We start from the raw sequence: 21,357 nt of genomic DNA on the forward strand, positions 1-21,357 counted from the left end.
TTTTTCGGTAATTAATAAGAGAAAGCCAGGGAAACCTGGCTTTTTTGCGGATGTTTACAGCATCTTTTTAACGTTCTGTCGAAATGCTCAGGGCAGCAAACTCCCCCTGCACCCACTGTTTAAACTGCTGCACATCTTGCCGCTGCGCTTTCTCGCGGCTGGTCACAAAGTAATAATTCCCGCCGGGTAAGTTGCCAGGCAACGCGATACGCAGCAGCTTTTGTGTCAGCGCATTCTGGATCAGTAACTCGCTAGCGAGCAGCACGCCCTGCCCGGCGATAGCCGCCTGAATCGCGTGCGTCTCATCATCAAATCGAATGCCGGACTGCACCGGTAAATCTGCCGGGCCAAACGCCGCTTGCCAGTGTTGCCAGTCCGGCTCCGGCGTCGGGACATGGCGGTTTTCGATATGAAACAGCGTTAAGCCCACCAGATCTTGCGGGCGCTTGAGCGCCAGTTGCGGGCTGGCGACCAGCACAAAGCGATCGCGATACAACAATGTGTTATCCAGCGTCTCGTCGGCCTGCATGCTGTAACGGATCACGCAGTCAGCCATTGCGCCGCGCACATCCACCAGGTCGGTACTGCTGTGCAGACGCAGCTCCAGTTCAGGGTGTCGCTGATGCAGCGAAGGAAGGCGCGGCACCAGCCAGTTGGTCAGGAAGTTGGAGGTGGTGCTTAGCGTTAACGCCCCCGGCAGACTGGCACTGTCGATGGCATCAACCGCTTCGCGCAGCGTGGCAAACATATTCCCTGAAGCACGAAACAGGATCTCTCCGGCAGCCGTTAAGGTGACAGCGCGCGCCGAACGGTTAAAAAGCCGTTGGTTCAAAGACGCCTCCAGCACGCGGATCTGATGACTAATTGCCGTTGGCGTCACGCCAATCTCCTCCGCCGCCGCTTTAAAACTGGCATGGCGGGCAACGGCATCAAAAGCGCGTATAGCGGAAAGCGGCGGTAAACGGCGTGTGCGCATAGCTGAATTTAACTCATCTTTTGCTGAGAAATATGACTTTGCCTTGCCCGCAAAGCAAGGCGTAGCCTGTTATGTATCTGAAGTAATCATGAATATTACTCACCTTTTGCAGATTAACAGGAAAAACCCATGACGCAACTCAACGCACTGACTGCGCCCACCTCAACACACTATTTTGCGCTGCTGGCTCCCGGCATCGCCCAGGCGCTGATCGCGCTGGATTACGCCATCGTCTACGTTGCGCTGCCAACGCTGACGCACGATTTACAGCTCTCGCTTAGTGCGATGCAGTGGGTGGTGTCGCTCTACGGCCTGACCTTCGCCGCGCTGCTGTTGCTCGGCGGAAATTTGTGCGATCGCGTTGGCGCTCGGCGCATTTACAGCGCCGGCATGGCGCTGTTTTTACTGGCGTCGGCCCTCGGCGGACTGGCATACAGTAGCGAACTGTTGCTGGTTGCCCGCGCCGGGCAAGGCATCGCCGCCGCGCTACTACAACCAGCGGTGCTAGCCCTGATCGGGCAACGCTTTCACGGAGAGTCGCACCGCCGCGCACTGGCAATCTGGAGTGCGATTGGCGCACTCGGACTGGTGGCGGGCGTGGTGCTCGGCGGCGTACTGACAACGCTAAGCTGGCGGGCGATCTTTTTTATCAACCTGCCGCCAGGCTTGCTGGCGCTGTGGCGGGTGAAGCGCGATTTTCAACACCTGATCCCACAACGTGAAACGGCACGTTCCGGCGCTGGTGCGCTGGTTGGCTGCATGGCTGCTGGCGCGCTGGTATGGGCGTTAATGCGCTATGGCGAAACGGGCGCGGCAGATTTTCTCGCCAACCGGCTGGCGGCGGCGATGTTGTTGCTGTTTATTTTGCATGAACGCTTTGCCCCGCAGCCGCTGTTATCACGCACCTTGCGCAATCTGCCAGGCTTACAAAGTGGCTGGCTGAGCAGCGCCTGTTATATGGCGAGCGTCGGTAGCCAGTTCTACGCCATGACACTGTTGTGGCAACAGACATTACAGCTTGATGCCGTCACCACCGGACTGCTGTTTACGCCACTGGCGCTGCTGATTGTGGCGGGCAACGCGCTTTACACCCGGCTAACGGCGCGTTATGCCAGCGCAAAAGTGCTAATGGCAGGATTTGCCAGTGCCGCGCTCGGCCTGTGGCTGCTGGCCATTTCGCTGCAAGCCCCCCTCTCGCCCGCGTTTATGCTCGGCATTGCGCTGAGTGGTATTGGCCACGGATTGGTTTACCCGGCAATGTTCGACGTGGGGTTAACGGCAGTGCCAGCGCACCAGCAGGGCCGCGCCAGTGCGCTGATGATTACCAGCCAGTACATCGCCGGAGCGATGATGCTCGCAGTCATTTCCGTGCTGCTGGGCGCAAAGCCGGATTTAACCGCGTGGTCATTCGTGTTTCATCTGCTGTGTGGCGCAGCAGTGGCGGGAATGGTGATCGCACTCTGCGCACGAGAGCACCAATAGCGCGGTTACGACTTATTCCACTTATCGCAAAACGCGTCGATACGTTCATCCTGAAAATCAGCCAGCCGCTCGATGATGGTCTCCAGCGGCCAGTCCCACCAGGCAATTTGCTGCAACTGATGGCCGATGTGCGGCGCGAAGCGTAAGCGGATCGTTTTTGCCGGGACACCACCGACGATGGTGTAAGGGGCGACATTTTTACTCACTACCGCACCGGCGGCGATCACCGCACCATCACCCACGGTGACGCCAGGCAACACAATAGCCGCATGGCCGATCCAAACATCATTGCCGATGGTGACGCTGTCGCCACGGCGACGCGCAAAAAAATCGTGATCGCGCGTGGCGCTGGCAGAGTAATACTCCGGGCAGTAGGTGATGCGATGCTGCGACGGGCGTTCCATCGGATGATTGGGCGCACCGATACGCACGTTGTTGGCGATCGCCACAAATTTACCGATCTGCGCATCGGCGACGGTGCAGTATTCCCCCAGGTAGGAGAAATCCCCCAGCGTGGCGTATTCCATCAGGCTGTTGGCCAGCACTTCACACTGCTGACCAATTTTGCATTCGCGTATGCGCACGCTGGGGTCTATCCAGGTTTCGGCGAGTTTTACGAGCTTCATCGGTGGTTTCCCTCATGACAGATCGCGCTACTGTATGCCGGTTCTGTGTAGGGAAAATGACGGGTGTGGCGGGGAAAACAAAGCCACACCAAAGCGGCTTAATATCATTGAGCGATAAGTGTTACTTCGCGTTGTCCTGCATCCAGCTACGTTTCGGATGCAGAACATAATCCCGCACCTGCAGCTCAAACGCGTTGCGGTGATACAACCCGATGCTTTTCATCGGATTAAGTTTGATGTTATTTCCCAGATGAGAGGCAGACTGACACGCCAGAAACTGATCGACCAGTTCCCGCATCTTACCCGCGCCGTTTTCCGCAGCGTACTCGCTTCAATTATTCAGGCCGCTGGTGCTGGCAGAAGCACCTTTTTGCCACTCAAAGCGTCAACGCAGCCTCTTTATCATTTTGCGCATAAGTACGGCTCGCAGCGCTAAACGACCTTGTAATCAACAAAACAACAAACTTTTTCCATGGTAAAGCCAGAAGTTGGCATGCATGGTTTATTATTAAAGCCGTGTTCGTTGAAATAATAGTGATCATCGCAATGAACATTATTTCGTCATGCTGCGTAGCCAGCAGCATTGCTCCAGCCCGATATTTTAAAGCGTGTTAACTATTTTCCCTGGCAGATCACCGCTCGCATAAGGACAAGGGATAGCAAAGTCAGGCGCCACAAACGTTACTGAAAAAACGCGCGATACCAGCCATATTATAGTGAGGCGTACCCTCCCCCATTTGCACCCCGCCCTACTATTTGTAGTGGGCTATGCATAAACACTGAGACGTTACACCTAGCAGCGCCTATATTTACCCGCGATAAGTCATGCAGTTGCCGCATTATTCTTAAGCTTATAAGATATTACTCAAAGGCAATGTATTATGAATACAGGGAAAAATGATGATTAGAATAAAATGGCTATTACTGCTGGTTGCGTTATTTATTGTCGTTAAGGTTATTTTCTTCATTGCGAATGATGACAATAAAATAAAAGAAGATGTAACCCCGCCAGTAACAGCTGTTGATACGCCTCATGAAGGCTACAAACGCTATCAGGCAGGTTATGGACTGAGCCTTGAACTGCCTGAAGCATGGGTGTTGATGTCAGCAGAACAAGCCAAAGAAATAGAAAAAGTTAGCGCGTCTGTAACCGGCGTTCCGCAGAGTGAAAAAAACCTGTCACTTTCAGCGAATGCAAATAGAGAAGGCAAGCTAAACACCGCGACAGTAAAAGTGGTTTTTACCGATAACATGATCGAAAGCGATGATTTGCGCCACTTCAGCCGAAGTGACGTCGATGATGTGTGTGAGGTGATCACCTCCTCAATAGCGCCAGCTTTGAAAAAGATCAACAGCGAGCTAACCAGTGCTGTTTCCTGCTCCCTGTCCAGTGTTAATGGCGCTCCCGCTTTTCTTGCTGAGTTTCATCGCAAAGGTATCCTCGACAATGACGACTGGGAAATGAAGAACTATCAAATCCCACTTGATGAGAAAACAGCAGTACTGACCGTCTCCTATAACACCACGAGCCAGGCCAGCAAAGATGAAATTGATAAGGTTTTGCACAGTGTGAGGTTTCGCTGACATAGGCTTAGCCTGTTCAGCTTTTGTGATAGTGGTCAACGTTGCGCAATGCTGGCCACTATCAGCATGTTACGCTTGTAAGTATCTCTTCAAACCAAGCCATTCATTTTTAGCGTTCATCCGGCATACTCAATCTGCCAACCCCCAGAGATCGCCATGCGTAAAGCCTGTTTTACTGAGCATCAGGGCATCACCGTGATTAAGTCGGTAGAAGTCGGACGTATTGTAAAAGATGCCTGCCGGGAGGTTGGTAACACTTAGGCCACCTACTGCAACTGGAAATCTAAACGCGATGGAATGGAATCTTCTGATATTAAAAAGATAAAGGATCTTGAAGAGGAGAACCGGGCACTGAAAGACGTTATCGAAAAAAGCGCTAAAACCAGTCTTTAAGCGTAAACTGGTAACGTATCTGATAACAGCATTCGGACTCAGTATTCGTCAGGTCTACCGGAGCCTGAATAAAACCCCGAAGATTATTTTTTGCTTAGTCTATTATTTTTTGCTGCTCTACTTTTTCTATGGTTTCAAGCCTGCGGGCCTATCAGGGTGTGTTAACCAACGCGAGCGGGTTAAGACTCTTATTTTTAATAGCTAAACAGTAACATCAGTAATCGTTACTTCTTTATTAATTCTTCTAATTATAAAATCTTTAGCATCTGGCAAAGTATTAATCAGTTTTTCTATTGTACCCTTTGGATATATTTTTTCCTGAATTGTTTTTTCAAAATCAGTTGAATAAAACAAACGTTCGAATTCCCTATCAAATCCCAACCAAAAAACACAACCGTAATCTGATAATTCACTTACATCAAGCCAAAGCACATTTTCCGGGGCTCCGTTTGAAAAATCCAAATCATCCAATGGTATTTCCCCTATATCAATGACACCATCAGCTAATTTATTATTCAAACTATCCTTTAGCGAGGAAATCACAACATATAGATCGGTGACTATTCCCTTACCAGGAATTAACCGATCATCAATAATAAAATTAAAAAGGCCACTTGGGGAACTCAATTCAATAATTGATTCTAATTGAATACCAATTTCCAATGCATTTCCAATAATCATTTTATTTTCCATCCTTCCTGCTTTCTCAAGGCTGCTCTAACGTCATTTGGTAACTCAAGCTTGTTTTTTATGTTTGCGGTACTACCTGACCAATCGTAACTACCCGTATTATCTGGAGAAAATCTCTATTTGTAACCATTACTATCTATAGTATGGAGATTATGCGCTATGTGTGAAGCCGACGGCAGCAGCAAAGGCGGCAGGGATGCAGCATTGCTGGCGGTGATTCCTGGCTGCGGCCAGCGCCGATCAGAGGCGGTGGCGCTGAGCTATGAAGATACCCTCCCCGGTGAGCATGCATTAAAAGTGCCTGGCAAAGGTAATAAGGAAAACTGGCCTATGTGCCGGCCGGAGCCTGACAACGATTAATGTTGTAGACCGATCAGATTCGTGGCGAACATCCCGGCCCACTGTTCACAGGCATCCGTCGGCATGACTGAGTCACGAACGACCGTCTCACCGACCAGGCGGTGTAGCATATTCTGCAGACGCGTCAGTAAGAGGCCGATCTCGACAAGTGCGCGCCCCATGATCTCAGAAGAACCTTCGCAACGGCGCTGCTCGATAATGGTGAGCACTTAATTACGGCCAAGGATGCAATGGGTTACGCCAGCGTCACCACCACGCAGAAGTGTGACGGGCGCGGGGAAGATAAACTCCGCAGGGCAAGAGATAAATTTAACTTCGCGAAATAATCCTGGCTTTGGAGTGCGAGAGCCTTTTACAAGGAAGGTGTTGTTTTTTAACTGTTTTTTTCGTCCGGTGGCGGCGTGTCATTAGCATTTCCCCCATGTCAGAGGAGTTCAAGAGCGCCTGCTTCGCCAAACTTTCTTAGCAGTCTGTGTATTTCTTTCTCTGTTTTATCTGCTTTTTACTGTTGAGCTGCTTTTCACACACTTTCATTATATTGGATGGGGTTGATTTGAGATCTGCAAGGTCCGTTTTGTTGATATTAAACGTGACCTTCTATTTCTGAATGGCGCAGGATTTCAGGGCCGAGTGTTCAAAGTAAACAGTTATCTTAAGGTAAAACTAAGAAACAGTCAGGTCTGTAAATATATAGGCTTGATGCCATGGATAGTTACGCCCATATTTTGAGACGTATCACATAATTGGTATATATTTTTTACTGGATGATATATCGATAGTCTGCTATGCGTCGTTATATATTGATTATTTTGACTATTTTAATAATTGCCGCGCCTATCCGCCGATAAAAATAATTAAACATTTAGCCCGCCAAGGCGATAAGAAATAAGTAATCAAAGCAATTTTTCTAAATTGTATCTGACGCTTCGTTTGAAGTATGTAATGAAAGCAGAATATATAGCCTCATAAATTCGTCCTAACTTTAGATTCTGTAAAAAATTTAGTTTTTCAAAAATGGTGAGGATATGTCATCTATGTCGATAAAAAGCTTGTTAGCCGCAGCATTGCGCCGGAGTCGTTCCCAGCCAGCGAATGGCATTTATGATTGCCGAAATATGCCCAGATCGTTATCGGCGGCAGGCTTAAGTAATAAATCCCGTGGGATCCTGATGACATTTGTTCCGCCTAATGCCGATTATCCAAACGTCAGCCGGGCATGGCAGCAATTATCCTCTCCCGACTTAACCGTAATCACCCTTTCTTCCAGTGGCGCGTTGAGTAGCAGCGGCCGCGAAACGACTTATTGTGACGGCGCGGGGCAACAGGGCAGCTGGCTGTTCCTGCCCGACTCACTGGTTGCACAGCACGAAGTACATATCGTTGATTTACATGTGAAAGATATGCATACCGCTCCGGATCGAATCAAAGCGATTCAGCTGGAGCTCGAAAGGCTGCAGGTGCGTATGCCGCTCTCCTCAGAGAAAACTTTCGCTATGGTTTACTGTGACGGGCTTTCTGCATCAGAAGGCTTTTTGATGCAGGCCTGGTATAACTGCGGTCGTTTCCCCTGCCTTGCTATTGGCGGTTCGGCAGGAGGAAAACTCGCTTTTGATGGTACATGGATAAGCGTGGGCGGTGAGGTGATGCAGGGAAAAGCAGTGATTGTCTTTTGCACCATGTCGAGAGGGAAATCATTCGCTCCTTTCAAAAGCCAGAATTTTAAACCGTGCAATAAAAGCTGGCTGATTGCTCAGGCGGATCCGGTCGCCCGTACCGTCACATCCGTATTTAACGAACAGGGTCAGCAGGTTCATTTTACGAGCGCGCTGGCGGAACATTTACGCTGTAATGAGCAACAATTAACCGAAAAACTTAAAGGACTCACCTTCGGCGTGAAAGTAGGAGATGAGTACTTCATTCGCTCTGTCGCGACCATTGACAGTAACGGTGTGCACTTTTTTTGCGACCTTGAATTTGGTGATCGCCTGCATTTGCTCGAAGAAACTGATTTTAAACAGGCGACACAACAGGACTGGAATCATTTCATTACGGGGCTTGGTAAACCTGCGGCCGTCCTGATGAACGACTGTATACTGCGTCGTCTGGGTAGTGAGTCCCATCTGCATAACGCACACTTTTTTAAAGGCTTACCAGCTGCAGGATTTTCCAGCTTTGGGGAAATTCTTGGGGTGCCAATTAACCAGACGTTATCCGCATTGGTTTTTTTCAACCATGATGTGAAAGCAATGACGAATTTCCCGGTGGAATATGCCAGCTATGCGGGACACTATGCCCAGCGCGCGCTTCGTCGCTGGGAAGCACTGAATGATTTCCAGAGTGGGGTAATTTCTCGCGTGGTTGCCTATCAACAGAAACTGGGGCCGCTAATGACGGCATTACCGATGCTCGAAGCGGCGACCCAGACGCAGAATGAAACCCTGGGGATGGCGGAAAACAGTATTCGCTCTATCAGCGATATTGCTATCCAAAGCCAGCAGGCACAGAACCGTTTAGTTGAAGGGCTGGACGATCTGGAGAAAATATCTGCAGGTATTAATGAAATTACCAGTGGTATCAGTAACATTGCATTCCAGACTAACTTGCTGGCGCTCAATGCCGCTGTAGAAGCAGCGCGGGCTGGCGATGCCGGGCGTGGTTTTGCCGTTGTTGCAAGCGAGGTGCGGCGGTTGGCACGTTCCTCAAAAGAACAGGCGGATGCCACCGCCGCAAACATTAATCAGGCGGTCACCACGATTTCTCGCATCCGCAACGTGGCGAACAATACCGTGGAAACGGCCAGCAACATGGCACAGCACTCTATTTCCGCAGCTGATACGATTGCGACCATGAGCAGTAAAACCAATGGTGAGCGGGAAAGTATCGCTACACATCTAAGCAGCCTGCATGCCCTGACCGCAGGTATGGATGCCATGCAAGAAGCAGTTGCGCAACTGACAGTATTGCAGAAGCTCTCTACCCGACACGACCATCACTGAAGGTCAAGCTCTGCTGATAAATCAGCAGAGCTTCTCTAATCGATTCATATTGTTACCGCAAATTTTTACGCCAGGAAAGTGTCACGCGGTGAGCCCAGGCTGATCATAATTTTCTCGCTGGGCATGTACCTGGTGGCCTACGGCAGGGTAACCAGGGACTCGCGGAGCACCTGTCCGGTTTGCTTAATCTGCTGGCAGACAAAGGCCACGTCAGGAACTGACTTCCTATATGGCAAAGATAATCGACTCTTCTGCAAATCGTTATTTTTATACTGGCAACACCTTCGTTCAGGAGATATTCATTATGGTATATGAGCCTCAGAATTTTATCATTCACTTAAAGGTTCAAGACTAAGAAGATGTTTTTTCGCTTTCTCAAGCAAGAGCAATAATTCATCATATTTAAACTCAAAAATGCTATTACCATTAGGGTAAATGATTATATTTAAAGATTTTTTATCTTCAGCTAATGAAATTTCTCCCCACTGAACTCGATTGAATAATAATTCAGCATAAAGATCATCTCTGTCCAATGAACTACCTACGCTATACTCTAACATATCTAGTCCTCTCGCTTACGCATAGTGATCTCCTTCGTTGGCAGATTGAGTATGCTGGATATTTATAACACCACTGTTTATGGAGAGCGCCCGGATGGCGATCGCATATTTCTGTACCAGAACCAGCCGAACAATCAAACCGGTAACAGGTATTATATGCGTTACCCCGGACGGACCTGGCGTATCAGTACCGTGCTTTGTCATTGCTGAGAGCAGTTGCTGGGGCCAGGTGCCTCGACCGCCAGCTCTATGTAATGGAAATTCAAAAATTGAAAGCCCGAATCGTCCGGACAAAACTATGTAAATTTGACATCACGTTCAGATAATGTAAAAGATCGACCATCAGAGATCACAAACCGATCATTGAATCGCCACGGGTTTAACAGACACCTCAGAGTCATTTAAGATGACTTAAAGAGAGGTGCCCATGAGCGGTAAGCGTTATCCTGAAGAGTTTAAAATTGAAGCAGTCAAACAGGTTGTTGATCGTGGTCATTCTGTTTCCAGTGTTGCAACACGTCTCGATATCACCACTCACAGTCTTTACGCCTAGATAAAGAAGTACGGCCCGGATTTTTCCACTCATAATGAACAGTCAGATGCTCAGGCCGAGATCCGCCGTCTTCAGAAAGAGTTGAAGCGGGTTACGGACGAACGGGACATATTAAAAAAAGCCGCGGCGTACTTCGCAAAGCTGTCCGACTGAGGTACACCTTTATCCGCGACAACAGCCGTTGCTGGCCTGTTCGTTTGCTCTGTCGGGTGCTGGATGTTCATCCCAGTGGCTTTTACGCCTGGCTTCAGCAGCCGCATTCACAACGCCATCAGACAGACCTGAGACTGACAGGACAGATTAAACAGTTCTGGCTGGAGTCGGGATGCGTCTATGGTTATCGCAAGATCCATCTGGATCTGCGTGATACCGGACAGCAGTGCGGAGTGAACCGGGTCTGGCGGCTGATGAAGCGTGCCGGAATACAGGGGCACAGCAGCTCACATTTCCGGTACGACGCAGCGGATAACCTTGCTGCCAATGATGACGACCTGCCGGTAACCAATAACCGTCTGCTGCACTGGCAGAATCTGTTTATGAAATATGATCACTGGGGCAATCTTGTCAGCCGCCGCAGTGGCCTGTATGAACAGCATTACGTATATGACGACGAAAACCAGCTTATTTCAGCGCAGGGAACCGGGCCGGAGGGACGTTTTGAGGCGCGATATCACTATGATGCCCTCGGCAGGCGCACCCGCAGAATCGTCACCACAACCCATGGTGCTTCCGAAATCTGTTTCCTGTGGCAGGGCTATCGCCTGTTGCAGGAGCAGCTTGAGGGTGGCCATTGCAGTACCTATATTTACGACCCGAATGAAGTCTGGAGTCCGCTGGCGCGAATCGACCATCTGCAGAACGATAACAGCGGTGAGATTTTCTGGTTCAGCACTGACCTGAATGGCGCGCCGCTGGAAGCCACCGATGCGAACGGTACCGTACGATGGAGCGGCCATTACGGCAGTTTTGGCGAGATACGGCACCAGACAGAAGGCTTTACACGACAGTTGCAGAACCAGACTCTGTCCCATCAACCGCTGCGCTATGCCGGGCAGTACGCCGACAGCGAAACCGGCCTGCACTACAACCTGTTCCGCTACTACGACCCGCAGGTCGGACGGTTTATCGTTCAGGATCCGATTGGGTTAAACGGTGGGTGGAACCTTTATCAGTATGCGCCGAACCCGCTGGTGTGGATTGATCCTACCGGTCTTTCGCGATATCCCGGGGTTGATTTTTCAGGTAGTGATGCTTTATACCCACATGGGGAAAGCATCGTTAAAATTCAAATGACCGGCAGCAGATATGGCGATTTTAAGGCCGCTAATGACATCGCAGGATACGCAAATGCTTCCGGTAATATTACAGGAAAATCACATCCGGAGAACTATACCTGGCATCATCTGAATGACTATGACCCGGTGTCGAATACTTCTACAATGCAGCTTGTGGAAACCAGTGCTCATGAGGCAACTTTCCCGCATTCAGGCTCTGTCAGCCAATTCGAAAAATACAATGGCGTCAAGTACGAATCCGCTGAAGCCAAGAAGACGGCCAAGTCTTTAAACTGTAAATAGAAGGAGTTTTTCATGAAACCTGATGATCTGAAATTTTATGAAGATGATGAAGGAGCTTCGGTAGATTTGGTTCTGTCGGCATTCGGTTCCGACTCCGTCCAGTGCATAAACCTGGAAGCGGATTCGGCCGATGAAAAAATGAAAACCGACATTGATTTTCTTATTGAGAATCAGAACGAATTCTTCCAGAAAATTACAGCTGAAACCCGCGTATACTGCAAACGGGTGTATGGCTCAACAGCAGAAAATATCGTATTGGTGAAGATTTATCTTTCTCCTGATGAGGAAGATGATTTCGGATTCATGTTTTCAACCAATTTAGATCAGGAACATGGGATAGGTATAAAATTTAAGGGGCTTGAGCTTAAAAAAATTGGTAGCAGCGAAACCGCTTTCTTATAACATGCAAGTGCCATCTGGCCAAGCGATTGAAATTAATTTCTGTGCAGATACGTAGTAAACGTATCTGCCTATGAGCAGTCAAATTTTTAATGTCATCTTCACAGTCAATTACAGGATGGATGAGTTGAACATACTCAGGAAGGAATACTCATCCAGCTTATATCTTTTCTATAATTACCTGACCTCCTATCCGATGATCGGTACACTTCGATATTAATAGTGCCTTGCCAACCGCCGTTCTTAGCAGAGAATTTGTTATTGACGGGCAGTATCCTCCGTGTACATCGTGTAATGGAAGAATAAATACTGGTGCTGATGTCGTTTATAACAGGCCTTCGGAAACAGGACAGATAATAAATGACAGGTTTCTGGTAAGAAATCATGCAGGCGAAAAGCTTTGCAGGGCAAGGACAAAGAATGATAAAAATTAGGCAATTCAATGCAGTCTGTGTTAATTGTTATGAAGAAGATGATGTACTCACTATAGGTATAGGGGATGATGCTCATGCCCCTAAAAACTTCATCATTATTGGACGACTTGATGAGGACGAATTACCAGTGAATAAGTGTATCGGGTTCCAGAGTGATACGACGGAATATGAAATTGCCGACGCCATTCAGTCTGTTAAACTTGGTGCCGATAAGCTAGCCATCGTGCTTAATAATGATGCGGCGATTGAAGCTGACGTTAAGGAATACCATGTGTTCATTCCGATGACAAAAGACATCGAGTTGCTGAAGAAATATTTACAGGAAGTTTTCGAGGGAAGTGAAGTAACTTTTATTCTATCTTGGATTTCAACAAAAATGAGTTTCTGTTTTTCTGAAGATGGCTAAGACATTACCATTTAAAAAGATCCTCGCCTACTAAACAGTGTTTAACCGTGCTTTGAAGCACGGTGGATATTTCAGACTAGGATCAAAGTAAGCAATATGGAAATGTTTAGCATGCGACATTAATGCAAGCACTGTAAAATTTTTAATTTATTATTGTCATATGTGTACCAGTAGATTCCCTCAAGAAAACCGGAGGCAGTAAACGTTTCTTCTTTATTGAAGTCAACAAGTACTTTGTCCTGATTTGGCCCAAGAAAAATCACACTTACTTTATCTTCTTTTAAATTTGAGCACGGGTTTTTTTTGTTAAAATCTAGCTGGTGAGCTAATGAATATACTTTTCTGTTTAACACTTCATCATTGAAATTACTACCAACCCACCCTAAAGCAAAGTAACTGAAGATACATATAAAAAATATATAAACCAGTGCCCCAAAAGGAAAATCAATATCACTATTTCCACCCCACTTTGCCTTCAAGCATAAAATAACATTGATTAAACACAATATACCCACAAAAGCTAACAGATAAACAAGGATAGATATTTTTTTGAAGAAGAGATAAGCAATAAGAAAGCTTCTTGTAAAAGGGAAAAATGATGGATCAATACTAAATATATCATTAATTATTGCAGAGGCCTCTGCGGTACAATACACAACCAAACCAGTGAATGATAACGACAATATAATTTTTGCAGTTTTAAACCTCCATATCTGGTTGAATATTAATGTTTTTTCGATACTAATACCTATCCACATTGTCGATAACATGATTGATATGATATAGGCAGGCAGTCTTAACGCTTCAATAAATTCAGAATCAGATTTCTTTCCGGTAGCGAATACAAAAATTAATATTGCCACAAGGGCTAACGCGTTAAGCGCAACGGAAGAACCCCATTCCTCATCGAATTTGTTATTTTCTTTTTCTCTTTTAATAAATAAAACAGCATCTCTTATATCTTTTATAATTTGCTTGGTAGATTTCCCTGTCGAATACTTGTAGTTAACGTTATCATCTGCATCAAACTCTGATACTATCTTGTTGATAAATTCCGTATGAATTTTCTCATTAGTCATATTGAACTACTCGTTTTTTAGTTAAAGTTAAATAGAAAAAGTACATCCCTATTTCTACCGAATGCAGCAAGCACTTCTTTCTCTTCAGGTAATAATCGGCAGAGACCTTTTTTTCTTTAATCACAAACAACATAACATTACAAATGATTATCCATCCAACTCGAAGAGAATTATTTGATTACTGAATGCTATTACAACCACGTTTGAGAATGAATGTCCACTCCGTGCTGTGAGCTCAACGGGTCGATGCAACGTAATCCTTAATCAAGGGGGACATTGCCATGAAACGAAGAACGCATATTAATTACACGCCAGAATAGAAAGCGATTATCTGGAACAGATATAAGCAAGGCGATTCCCTGCATGGTATCGCCAGATATTTTCGACTGATATGATTCTTCTATCATGCCCACTATCCACCAGACTGGTGGATATCGTCCCCCTGACCGAAAGCGACAACCGTTAGCCCTTTCGCTCGATGAAAGAGAGGAGATATCCAGAGGGCTGGTAGCAAAACGCAGCATCAAGGACATCTCTGACAAATTATCAAGAGCCCCCTCAACGATTAGCCGAGAGATCAAGAGGCACGGCGGTGCAAAACAACACCGTGCATCAAAATGCGGATACTGCTGCGAGGGAAAATGATCTTAGGCTAAACCCCTGCAAGCTAATTGAAAGACCCACACTGTGTAAAATCATCGCAGAGAAGATGCATCAGGACTGGTCGCCTGAACAAATCGCCGGTTGCCAGAATATGCAGCCAACATGAAGCCGGTTATTCCTGATTACGGCTGGATCATATTCGGGTCAGAAGGTCAAGCAAACACAATTTCTCCCCCCCCAGATCAGGTAGTAACCCCTAAAGTTATCCGGATTTATGCCGTTGGCTGTGACGATGTGCGAATTCACATCAATAAGCGCAGCATATCCAATCCGGAACCGGATTGTGGGGTGCTACAGGAAATGCTGTATGGACTCACCAGGGACATGGTGCTCTATGGTATCTGATGCTGGTCAGTTCTGTAGCTGAGCAACTAACGGAAATATTTCAGGGAATAACAATGGAAATGAAAGCAGTAGTACTCTCCATACTGTTCATGGCGTCTTTGCCAGTAATGGCTGCGACAAACTCTATTACTAAAGCGGTAACAGCACCCGTAATCAATATTTACTCCACGGGGACAGGCGGACCTTCAACAACTAATCTGTATGTCAGTTCGACTGATTTTCCAAAAGGAACATTAAACGCCTCCAAAAAATTAACAATGGTCAGATACAACGCTGCAGCCTATGTTTCGGCCTTCTCCGACAAAGCTCAACTTTGTTATTTTCGCCCTTACAGTGCAGGCTCCATGAAATGTATTGATATAACTGGCGGGTCTTCTTCATCCACTACCCAATTTAATGATCTACCGTTTGATCTAGGTGTGCAGGTACAGTTCCGACACACGCTGACCGGCAAACCTGGCGATCAGGCTCGTCCGTCACGTCAGGAAAGCATCACGCTGGACTACAGCTATTAATTAATTCAAAACACTTTAAATCGCAGGTCTGGGGGAGCGGCTTTATGATTATCAATACATCCACAGTAAAATACACACAGGCGCAAACCACCTCTGAGGGTGTTTCAAAAGCTACGAGCCCTCAGCCTGTTCAGGCGTCAAATCAAACGACAGCAGCATCAGGGAAAGCGACTATCAGTGGTATGGGGCTGCTGATGTCCCGTCTGTTCGGCGATACAGACAGCAACCCGCCAGTACAAACTCAACTGACGAAAGCCACGATGGGCATGTCTTCCGTTAATTTTCTGACAAATAATGACCGCAACACACTGGCAGGGTTGTATGCAAAGGCACAGCAACAGGGAACGGATTTGCGTTATGTGGACGATCTCGCCCGCGATTTAGGCGATTACCGTATGTTTAGTGGCGTGATGGCCAACCTGAATAACGGGAAGATGTATGATAATAGTGGGCATGTACTGACCTACAAATTTACCGCAGAAGATGAGGCGACAGCCTCACGTATTCTGAACGGGGGTAACCTGTCTGGCTCCGGGCTGGATGAAGGTTTTTTACGCTATGAACTGGATCCTGGATACTCTCCGTCGCACTTGGCAAATTTTCAATTTATTGAGAGCATCGTCAATCAGACTGGTCAAAACCATGCTGATAAGGAACAGGTTTCCGAGGCGCAGTTCTCTGTCTATCAGCAAAAAGGGAATCAAAACTTCATTGTTGAGGCAGCCAGTGAAGCAACACTTAAAATACCGGAGCCTGATTTCGGGAGCGTAAATGGCAAATTCTTTGTTACTGCAACCGGACTGAAACACGGCTTCCGTCTGGAAGGTGGGAAAGTGGTACAGCATCCCGTAAATTTGTTCGAGAACCTGTCAAAAACGCCAAAAACCTTACTGGATTATTTTTTGAAAGCGGACGGGTCTGACAAAAAGACTACCGATCTTCCACAGACTCTCTTAAATTTCCTCTACGCTACTGCCTCCTCCGGAGCGAATGACAAATAACCCTAGCCTGTCCAAGCAGTAGACATGCGCGAAGCCTGCGTTGCGCCTCGACGGGGAACGGTTAATCATAACGACAGGGTAACACTTCTGTACTCAGCGGCCAGTCTTGCATGAAGGCACGGCGCGTTGATGGTTATGGAGGGTTTCATGATTTCATTGTTGTTAATTCATCATGAAAACTGAGACGGACGCGTGACTGCAGGGAAAGTAGCCGATACCCGGCACCTGACGGTGTCGGGTGTCGACATATTTAAATGTCAGGTTCAGGGCTGACTGTCCGTCAGCATGACGGAATAGCGAATCCCCTGTGGCAGACTGACTGAGACGGGTTTATTAAGTGTCAGCGGGACGGTCTGTAACGGGACAGGTATTGACCTGACACTGTCTCCCATCAGGTGCCCATTTTCATACCGCTCATGATCATAGTAATTTATCTCACCGCTGATCTCAGCAGTTCTGTTTCCTTTGCCAGGAGGCAATTCAATATACATGGTCGCAGCGGCAAATTTCCTGTCCAGCTCAGAGCGAAATGATTTTCCCGGTAATGGACGCAGTGGATACAGAATCAGATGGCGGGTATTTTCTTGTTTAAGAAGGCTGTCAGCAGTTACGGTTATTGTAGTCGGTCCTGACACCGGCGACTGCATTTCTGTTTTAAAATTCAGCGCTCTGTTATCTGAGGGTATAGAACTGCATCCCATCAGAGCCAGACATAAAACAGCGATTCCTGTAAGTCTGTTCATTTCACATCTCCCTTTTTCTTTTCAGGTTAACGGCTTGTGTCTCAGCCAGTATCGGCATAAGCAGAAAAGACTTCTCGCTGTTGTACCCGGATATCAAAGGCGTGACACACCTTTCTCCATGCCTTGACGTAAGGCAGGCTTTAACCGGCATCAGCGCTTATGTCCTCTGCCGGTGATCCCTTTAAATACTCAGGAAAAAAAGCCCGCATGGCCTGAATACGCTCATGCAGGCCATGCGGGCTTTTCAGTTATTGAAGTAATACACCGCGGTATAGCAGGTGCGGTTCACGGACAGTGCCAGCGAATTGCCCGTCTTCACGATGGTCGGTATTCCCAGCAGGCTCAACTGGATGAACGTCATATCGGCTGCGAGGGGATCGATATCGGTCGCCGTGACCAGCAGCTACTCAGCCGGATTTAATCCCCGCGCCAGCATCACTTCTTCAAAGGCTATCACCATGCCCCCAGCACCACTGGTGGGTTCGCTCAGTATCACCGCGGTGCAGGTCTTCGCTGATCCCCCGCCGTAAGGCCAGCACTCAGTCTGAATCGCCACGGATAATCTAGTGACCTGCCCCCGGGATTAGATACAACCTTCAGTTAGTAATATCGGTTGGTTTTTCTTCATATTTCCTGTTTCGCCAGTCCGTTGCGAATTCAGCTGGTGTCTGGTAATCCAGTGATGAATGGGGACGACACTCGTTATAATCCTGCCGCCAGTCATTAATCGTTTTCCGGGCATGAAGAATATCGCTGAACCAGTGTTCATTCAGACACTCATCGCGAAAACGTCCGTTAAAACTCTCAATAAATCCGTTCTGCGTTGGCTTACCTGGCTGGATAAGCCGTAGTTCCACACTATGCTCAAAGGCCCATTGATCGAGCGCGCGGCAGGTAAATTCCGGGCCCTGATCGGTTCTTGTTGTCGTCGGATACCCCCGAAACAACGCGATGCTGTCCAGAATACGCGTGACCTGAACGCCTGAAATACCGAAAGCAGCGGTGATCGTCAGACACTCCTTCGTGAAATCATCCACACAGGTCAGGCACTTGATCCTGCGACCGTTAGCCAGTGCGTCCATAACGAAATCCATCGACCATGTAAGGTTCGGTGCATCCGGGCGCAGAAGTGGAAACCGCTCGGTCGCCAGCCCCTTACGGCGCCGTCTGCGTTTTACGCTCAGTCCATTAAGGTGGTAAATACGGTATACCCGCTTGTGATTGACGTGAAGGCCCTCCCTACGCAGCAACTGCCAGATGCGCCGATAACCAAAACGTCTGCGTTCAAGCGCCAGCGCAGTAATACGCCCTGATAAATGTGCATCAGCAGCCGGACGCTGAGCATCATAACGGCAGGTCGACAGGGACAAACCTGTAAGCCGGCAGGCACGACGTTGCGACAGACCGGTCGCATCACACATCAACACCACGGCTTCCCGCTTCTGGCCTGTCGTCAGTACTTTCGCCCCAGAGCCACCTGAAGCGCCTCCTTATCCAGCATGGCTTCGGCAGGCAGCTTCCTGAGCCTGACGTTCTCTTCCTCAAGCGACTTCAGGCGCTTAACCTCGGGCACCTCCATACCGCCATACTTCTTACGCCAGGTGTAAAAGGTGGCGTCGGAAATGGCGTGCTTACGGCAGAGCTCACGGGCAGAAACCCCGGCTTCAGCCTCGCGGAGGATACTGATGATCTGTTCGTCGGAAAAACGCTTCTTCATGGGGATGTCCTCATGTGGCTTATGAAGACATTACTAACATCGCGGTGTATTAATCAACGGGGAGCAGGTCAGAGGATTTTTTAATTGATTTAACACCTCTAAAGAAAAGATGTTTAGAATTACTTGAGGTTAACGATTCGTCTTTCGATGGAAAGATAAAGAAAATCAGAAAATCAATATTTACAAGCAAATATGCTTTATTACCAGTTTTGGATTGTAATATATCAAATTCCGATGAAAGCTTTTTTTTCTATTTCCGAGAAGGATACCGTGAAGCGATGGAAAAAAGCTTATCCAAGTCATTACTGGACGAAGTAGAAGTAATTTTGGCCTAATAATGCTAGCGTAATTTTTCACCCACGCTCTAACCCGATGCTACTCGCCAGGCTGCGCCAAGCCTGGCTTTGCCAGTAAATACACAAAAGATCAATCAGCAGGTAATGATCTGCAAAGATTACATAAAACCCTTATTCCCTTTACTATTCATATAGTTATATTTTCATCTAAATCTGGTATTGATCCTGACCACTGAAAATTACTGAAATTCTTTTCAATCTTTTCAGTTCGGCTGTTCCCGCAACTTGCCAACACTGGCGCAGTCTGGCGCGATGGTTTGAAGAAAAATAAAACTGGAAAATTTACTCGATCCAAAACCCGCAGGCGGGTGCGGTGTAGTGCCGTTTTTGTCTGCGACACGTTTATTTTGTCTGCGTGAGGCTGACCTGCCCACTTTGCGCTAATGCAGCCGCATGAGAACTTCGGATCCCTGGGCACATTTGAGCGGCTCATCATCAAACAAGACAAAAAGCGCATGCAAACTAATACAACAGATGCATACGCTCTAAATGAAAAGGCATATGCCGGTTTTTAAAAGGATTTACTGACCACCGGACCGGGATAAAACCCGGTAAATTTTCCCAACAAGAGCAACGGTGATAACAGCCAGAATAATTGAAGATAAGCCAAGAAAAACAAGCATAGAAAGAAAGGGGCTAAACGTTCCCCACAGGCTTGTAAAGTCACTAATCCTGCCCAGAAAATCCGTCGAAATATACCTTAATGCGAACTCCGGAATAATTAGAAAGAAAATAATTGCAACAATAACATAAATCGCTGTTTTTTTCCCCTTTGTCATTTTCTTTCTTGCCCCCTTTGACGAGCATAATCAATTATTAAGCCACAATGCTACAACAAGGCTAATTGAAATGGCAGAAAACTATTTTAAATTGAAAATGCAGGCGGACAAACGGATGGCTATCGCTGTAACAAAAGCATTGCGCGAGATACATGCCAGCCATATGGAGACTGTTGAGCAAGTGAAATTAGGCGGTCAGCGACTCATTAACTATGGTTCCTGCCTGATTCCTGACGATTACTACCATAGTACCTGCTATGAGCAGTGGCAGGAAGATAAACGCTTTTTCCTCTGCTTTAGCGAGATGTACAAACGTAATGATGTTGTACTCGATATGGTTGAGCTTTATTTTCGGAAAACTCTTAACAGACTTGGCGAGGAGAAAAGCTTTAACCTTCTATCTTTTATCAAAGAGAAAATTGGGGATAAAGCTCACGACGCTGCCGTCAAATCCAGCAAAATAGCTATCTCCTTAACTATTTCAAAGCTAATAATTGACAGTGCTGGTTTTCAGGAATCGCATATCAAGATGGTCAACAATATGTCGATGTGGTTTGTTAAAGGTGCAGCGATGTATTCAAAAATACAAATCGCTGCTCTAGCGGCTAACAAATTAAAATTTCAGGATGCTGCTTATTATCAAAGTTTATACCGTGAAAACCTTGAGATGCTTTACTTTCTTATTGAACCTCAGATGTCAAAGGTTATTTACCAAGTTGAATCAGGAGGAAATAATGAAGAGGTAATTGCAGACGCGCTATATGAGATGCTGAAGCGATGAAAAAAGCCCTTTTATGGTTGCTACAAGCGCATTTTTATTTAATCCCCTTTGCATTGCTTATTGGCGGAATTTTCCTGTTTGTAATGTTTGTTCCAAATCATGCTGCGCTGCTTAGCATTATATGGGTTCTTATTATTTCGTTTTTGTTTATAAAATATAATCGTTGGTATTAGCACCGTACTTATCACAGCTAAAATGCTCCGTCAGGGGCATTTTTACTATTGTAAAAAAACTTCAAAGCAGTGAATAATTTGAGCCATCATCCGGCGCAGGAAGTTCGTCACGTTTTCATTCAGCAATTTCCTGAGCAAAAATAAAATCTAATCACTGAGACAGGGGCAT

18 protein-coding genes and 5 pseudogenes are annotated in these 21,357 nt (G+C 47.0%); 14 read left to right on the forward strand and 9 right to left on the reverse strand.

Going from position 1 to position 21,357, the window contains the following annotated elements:
- Positions 1 to 67: 67 nt before the first annotated feature.
- The gene (locus RT644_RS19155) at positions 68 to 976 is read right to left on the reverse strand and encodes a LysR substrate-binding domain-containing protein (protein WP_313627664.1); all 909 of its coding nucleotides are present in this window, start codon (positions 974 to 976) and stop codon (positions 68 to 70) included.
- A gap of 129 nt (positions 977 to 1,105) precedes the next feature.
- Here RT644_RS19155 and RT644_RS19160 point away from each other — a divergent pair, with 129 nt between their 5' ends.
- Positions 1,106 to 2,458 (forward strand): MFS transporter, encoded by a 1,353-nt coding sequence (locus tag RT644_RS19160; RefSeq protein ID WP_313627665.1) that lies wholly within the window; start codon positions 1,106 to 1,108, stop codon positions 2,456 to 2,458.
- A 5-nt stretch (positions 2,459 to 2,463) separates the two neighbouring features.
- Here the strand turns inward: RT644_RS19160 and RT644_RS19165 are convergent, their stop codons facing one another.
- Positions 2,464 to 3,084: a DapH/DapD/GlmU-related protein gene (locus RT644_RS19165; protein ID WP_160271258.1), complete on the reverse strand. Its 621-nt coding sequence runs from the start codon at positions 3,082 to 3,084 to the stop codon at positions 2,464 to 2,466.
- Between the two features lie 121 nt (positions 3,085 to 3,205).
- Positions 3,206 to 3,382 carry a hypothetical protein gene (locus RT644_RS19170; protein WP_170956376.1) on the reverse strand — a complete coding sequence of 59 codons (177 nt, stop codon included), beginning with the start codon at positions 3,380 to 3,382 and terminating at the stop codon, positions 3,206 to 3,208.
- A 599-nt stretch (positions 3,383 to 3,981) separates the two neighbouring features.
- On the opposite strand from RT644_RS19170, the gene RT644_RS19175 reads away from it, so the two are divergent.
- Together RT644_RS19175 and RT644_RS19180 are read left to right on the forward strand one after the other, a co-directional pair.
- On the forward strand, positions 3,982 to 4,668 hold the full coding sequence (locus tag RT644_RS19175) for a hypothetical protein (RefSeq protein ID WP_269232327.1): 687 nt from the start codon (positions 3,982 to 3,984) through the stop codon (positions 4,666 to 4,668).
- 156 nt (positions 4,669 to 4,824) lie between these two features.
- A pseudogene (locus RT644_RS19180) lies at positions 4,825 to 5,131 on the forward strand (transposase); the annotation flags it as partial.
- Positions 5,132 to 5,262: 131 nt separating this feature from the next.
- On the opposite strand, the gene RT644_RS19185 reads toward RT644_RS19180, so the two are convergent.
- Positions 5,263 to 5,754, reverse strand: coding sequence for an Imm42 family immunity protein (locus RT644_RS19185; protein ID WP_240528458.1), 492 nt, complete (start codon positions 5,752 to 5,754; stop codon positions 5,263 to 5,265).
- A gap of 147 nt (positions 5,755 to 5,901) precedes the next feature.
- Between RT644_RS19185 and RT644_RS19190 the strand changes: the two are divergent.
- Together RT644_RS19190 and RT644_RS19195 are read left to right on the forward strand one after the other, a co-directional pair.
- A pseudogene (locus RT644_RS19190) lies at positions 5,902 to 6,437 on the forward strand (tyrosine-type recombinase/integrase); the annotation flags it as partial.
- 699 nt (positions 6,438 to 7,136) lie between these two features.
- Positions 7,137 to 9,107, forward strand: a complete 1,971-nt coding sequence (locus RT644_RS19195) for a methyl-accepting chemotaxis protein (protein ID WP_313627668.1) — start codon at positions 7,137 to 7,139, stop codon at positions 9,105 to 9,107.
- Between the two features lie 329 nt (positions 9,108 to 9,436).
- Here RT644_RS19195 and RT644_RS19200 read toward each other — a convergent pair whose 3' ends face one another.
- Positions 9,437 to 9,667 carry a hypothetical protein gene (locus RT644_RS19200; RefSeq protein WP_160271263.1) on the reverse strand — a complete coding sequence of 77 codons (231 nt, stop codon included), beginning with the start codon at positions 9,665 to 9,667 and terminating at the stop codon, positions 9,437 to 9,439.
- A gap of 427 nt (positions 9,668 to 10,094) precedes the next feature.
- Between RT644_RS19200 and RT644_RS19205 the strand changes: the two are divergent.
- The 5 genes and pseudogenes from RT644_RS19205 to RT644_RS19220 all read left to right on the forward strand — a co-directional run.
- Positions 10,095 to 10,648 (forward strand): annotated as a pseudogene (locus RT644_RS19205) (transposase); the annotation flags it as partial.
- Positions 10,646 to 11,797: pseudogene (locus tag RT644_RS19210) on the forward strand (RHS repeat-associated core domain-containing protein); the annotation flags it as partial. The pseudogenes RT644_RS19205 and RT644_RS19210, both read left to right, overlap by 3 nt.
- A 12-nt stretch (positions 11,798 to 11,809) precedes the next feature.
- Positions 11,810 to 12,199 carry a hypothetical protein gene (locus tag RT644_RS19215; protein ID WP_313627671.1) on the forward strand — a complete coding sequence of 130 codons (390 nt, stop codon included), beginning with the start codon at positions 11,810 to 11,812 and terminating at the stop codon, positions 12,197 to 12,199.
- 224 nt (positions 12,200 to 12,423) lie between these two features.
- Positions 12,424 to 12,630: a hypothetical protein gene (locus RT644_RS23670; protein WP_409521886.1), complete on the forward strand. Its 207-nt coding sequence runs from the start codon at positions 12,424 to 12,426 to the stop codon at positions 12,628 to 12,630.
- Positions 12,581 to 13,036 carry a hypothetical protein gene (locus RT644_RS19220; protein ID WP_313627673.1) on the forward strand — a complete coding sequence of 152 codons (456 nt, stop codon included), beginning with the start codon at positions 12,581 to 12,583 and terminating at the stop codon, positions 13,034 to 13,036. The genes RT644_RS23670 and RT644_RS19220 overlap by 50 nt, the downstream gene beginning before the upstream one ends.
- A gap of 119 nt (positions 13,037 to 13,155) precedes the next feature.
- On the opposite strand, the gene RT644_RS19225 is transcribed toward RT644_RS19220, so the two are convergent.
- Positions 13,156 to 14,115 (reverse strand): hypothetical protein, encoded by a 960-nt coding sequence (locus RT644_RS19225; RefSeq protein WP_313627675.1) that lies wholly within the window; start codon positions 14,113 to 14,115, stop codon positions 13,156 to 13,158.
- 326 nt (positions 14,116 to 14,441) lie between these two features.
- On the opposite strand from RT644_RS19225, the pseudogene RT644_RS19230 reads away from it, so the two are divergent.
- From RT644_RS19230 to RT644_RS19240, 3 genes and pseudogenes are all read left to right on the forward strand, one after another.
- Positions 14,442 to 14,860 (forward strand): annotated as a pseudogene (locus tag RT644_RS19230) (transposase); the annotation flags it as partial.
- A gap of 316 nt (positions 14,861 to 15,176) precedes the next feature.
- Complete coding sequence (locus RT644_RS19235; RefSeq protein WP_313627677.1) at positions 15,177 to 15,638, forward strand: hypothetical protein; 462 nt, start codon at positions 15,177 to 15,179, stop codon at positions 15,636 to 15,638.
- A gap of 44 nt (positions 15,639 to 15,682) precedes the next feature.
- A complete protein-coding gene (locus RT644_RS19240) occupies positions 15,683 to 16,639 on the forward strand; it encodes a hypothetical protein (protein ID WP_313627679.1) in 957 nt (318 codons plus the stop codon).
- A gap of 263 nt (positions 16,640 to 16,902) precedes the next feature.
- Here RT644_RS19240 and RT644_RS19245 read toward each other — a convergent pair whose 3' ends face one another.
- From RT644_RS19245 to RT644_RS19255, 3 genes are all read right to left on the reverse strand, one after another.
- Positions 16,903 to 17,382 carry a hypothetical protein gene (locus RT644_RS19245; protein ID WP_313627681.1) on the reverse strand — a complete coding sequence of 160 codons (480 nt, stop codon included), beginning with the start codon at positions 17,380 to 17,382 and terminating at the stop codon, positions 16,903 to 16,905.
- 596 nt (positions 17,383 to 17,978) lie between these two features.
- Positions 17,979 to 19,099, reverse strand: a protein-coding gene (locus RT644_RS19250) for an IS3 family transposase (protein WP_313625751.1) whose coding sequence is annotated in 2 segments (ribosomal slippage) — positions 17,979 to 18,841 and positions 18,841 to 19,099 — 1,122 coding nt in all. Because the reading frame shifts where the segments join, the coding sequence is not laid out codon by codon here.
- Positions 19,100 to 19,976: 877 nt separating this feature from the next.
- A complete protein-coding gene (locus RT644_RS19255) occupies positions 19,977 to 20,234 on the reverse strand; it encodes a hypothetical protein (RefSeq protein WP_313627683.1) in 258 nt (85 codons plus the stop codon).
- Between the two features lie 70 nt (positions 20,235 to 20,304).
- Here RT644_RS19255 and RT644_RS19260 point away from each other — a divergent pair, with 70 nt between their 5' ends.
- Positions 20,305 to 21,015 carry a hypothetical protein gene (locus RT644_RS19260; RefSeq protein ID WP_313627685.1) on the forward strand — a complete coding sequence of 237 codons (711 nt, stop codon included), beginning with the start codon at positions 20,305 to 20,307 and terminating at the stop codon, positions 21,013 to 21,015.
- Positions 21,016 to 21,357: the final 342 nt, after the last annotated feature.

Origin of the sequence: Kosakonia sp. (genome assembly GCF_032104925.1) — a bacterium.
GTDB lineage: Bacteria > Pseudomonadota > Gammaproteobacteria > Enterobacterales > Enterobacteriaceae > Kosakonia.

What these genes read in the sequence shown, in the direction of transcription:
- RT644_RS19220 (WP_313627673.1), top strand. Translation starts at nt 12,581, where the DNA reads ATGCAGGCGAAAAGCTTTGCAGGGCAAGGACAAAGAATGATAAAAATT.
- RT644_RS19155 (WP_313627664.1), bottom strand. Translation starts at nt 976, where the DNA reads ATGCGCACACGCCGTTTACCGCCGCTTTCCGCTATACGCGCTTTTGAT.
- RT644_RS19245 (WP_313627681.1), bottom strand. Translation starts at nt 17,382, where the DNA reads ATGAACAGACTTACAGGAATCGCTGTTTTATGTCTGGCTCTGATGGGA.
- RT644_RS19175 (WP_269232327.1), top strand. Translation starts at nt 3,982, where the DNA reads ATGATGATTAGAATAAAATGGCTATTACTGCTGGTTGCGTTATTTATT.
- RT644_RS19185 (WP_240528458.1), bottom strand. Translation starts at nt 5,754, where the DNA reads ATGGAAAATAAAATGATTATTGGAAATGCATTGGAAATTGGTATTCAA.
- RT644_RS19215 (WP_313627671.1), top strand. Translation starts at nt 11,810, where the DNA reads ATGAAACCTGATGATCTGAAATTTTATGAAGATGATGAAGGAGCTTCG.
- RT644_RS19260 (WP_313627685.1), top strand. Translation starts at nt 20,305, where the DNA reads ATGGCAGAAAACTATTTTAAATTGAAAATGCAGGCGGACAAACGGATG.
- RT644_RS19165 (WP_160271258.1), bottom strand. Translation starts at nt 3,084, where the DNA reads ATGAAGCTCGTAAAACTCGCCGAAACCTGGATAGACCCCAGCGTGCGC.
- RT644_RS19195 (WP_313627668.1), top strand. Translation starts at nt 7,137, where the DNA reads ATGTCATCTATGTCGATAAAAAGCTTGTTAGCCGCAGCATTGCGCCGG.
- RT644_RS19170 (WP_170956376.1), bottom strand. Translation starts at nt 3,382, where the DNA reads ATGCGGGAACTGGTCGATCAGTTTCTGGCGTGTCAGTCTGCCTCTCAT.
- RT644_RS19200 (WP_160271263.1), bottom strand. Translation starts at nt 9,667, where the DNA reads ATGTTAGAGTATAGCGTAGGTAGTTCATTGGACAGAGATGATCTTTAT.
- RT644_RS19240 (WP_313627679.1), top strand. Translation starts at nt 15,683, where the DNA reads ATGATTATCAATACATCCACAGTAAAATACACACAGGCGCAAACCACC.
- RT644_RS19160 (WP_313627665.1), top strand. Translation starts at nt 1,106, where the DNA reads ATGACGCAACTCAACGCACTGACTGCGCCCACCTCAACACACTATTTT.
- RT644_RS19225 (WP_313627675.1), bottom strand. Translation starts at nt 14,115, where the DNA reads ATGACTAATGAGAAAATTCATACGGAATTTATCAACAAGATAGTATCA.
- RT644_RS19255 (WP_313627683.1), bottom strand. Translation starts at nt 20,234, where the DNA reads ATGACAAAGGGGAAAAAAACAGCGATTTATGTTATTGTTGCAATTATT.
- RT644_RS19235 (WP_313627677.1), top strand. Translation starts at nt 15,177, where the DNA reads ATGGAAATGAAAGCAGTAGTACTCTCCATACTGTTCATGGCGTCTTTG.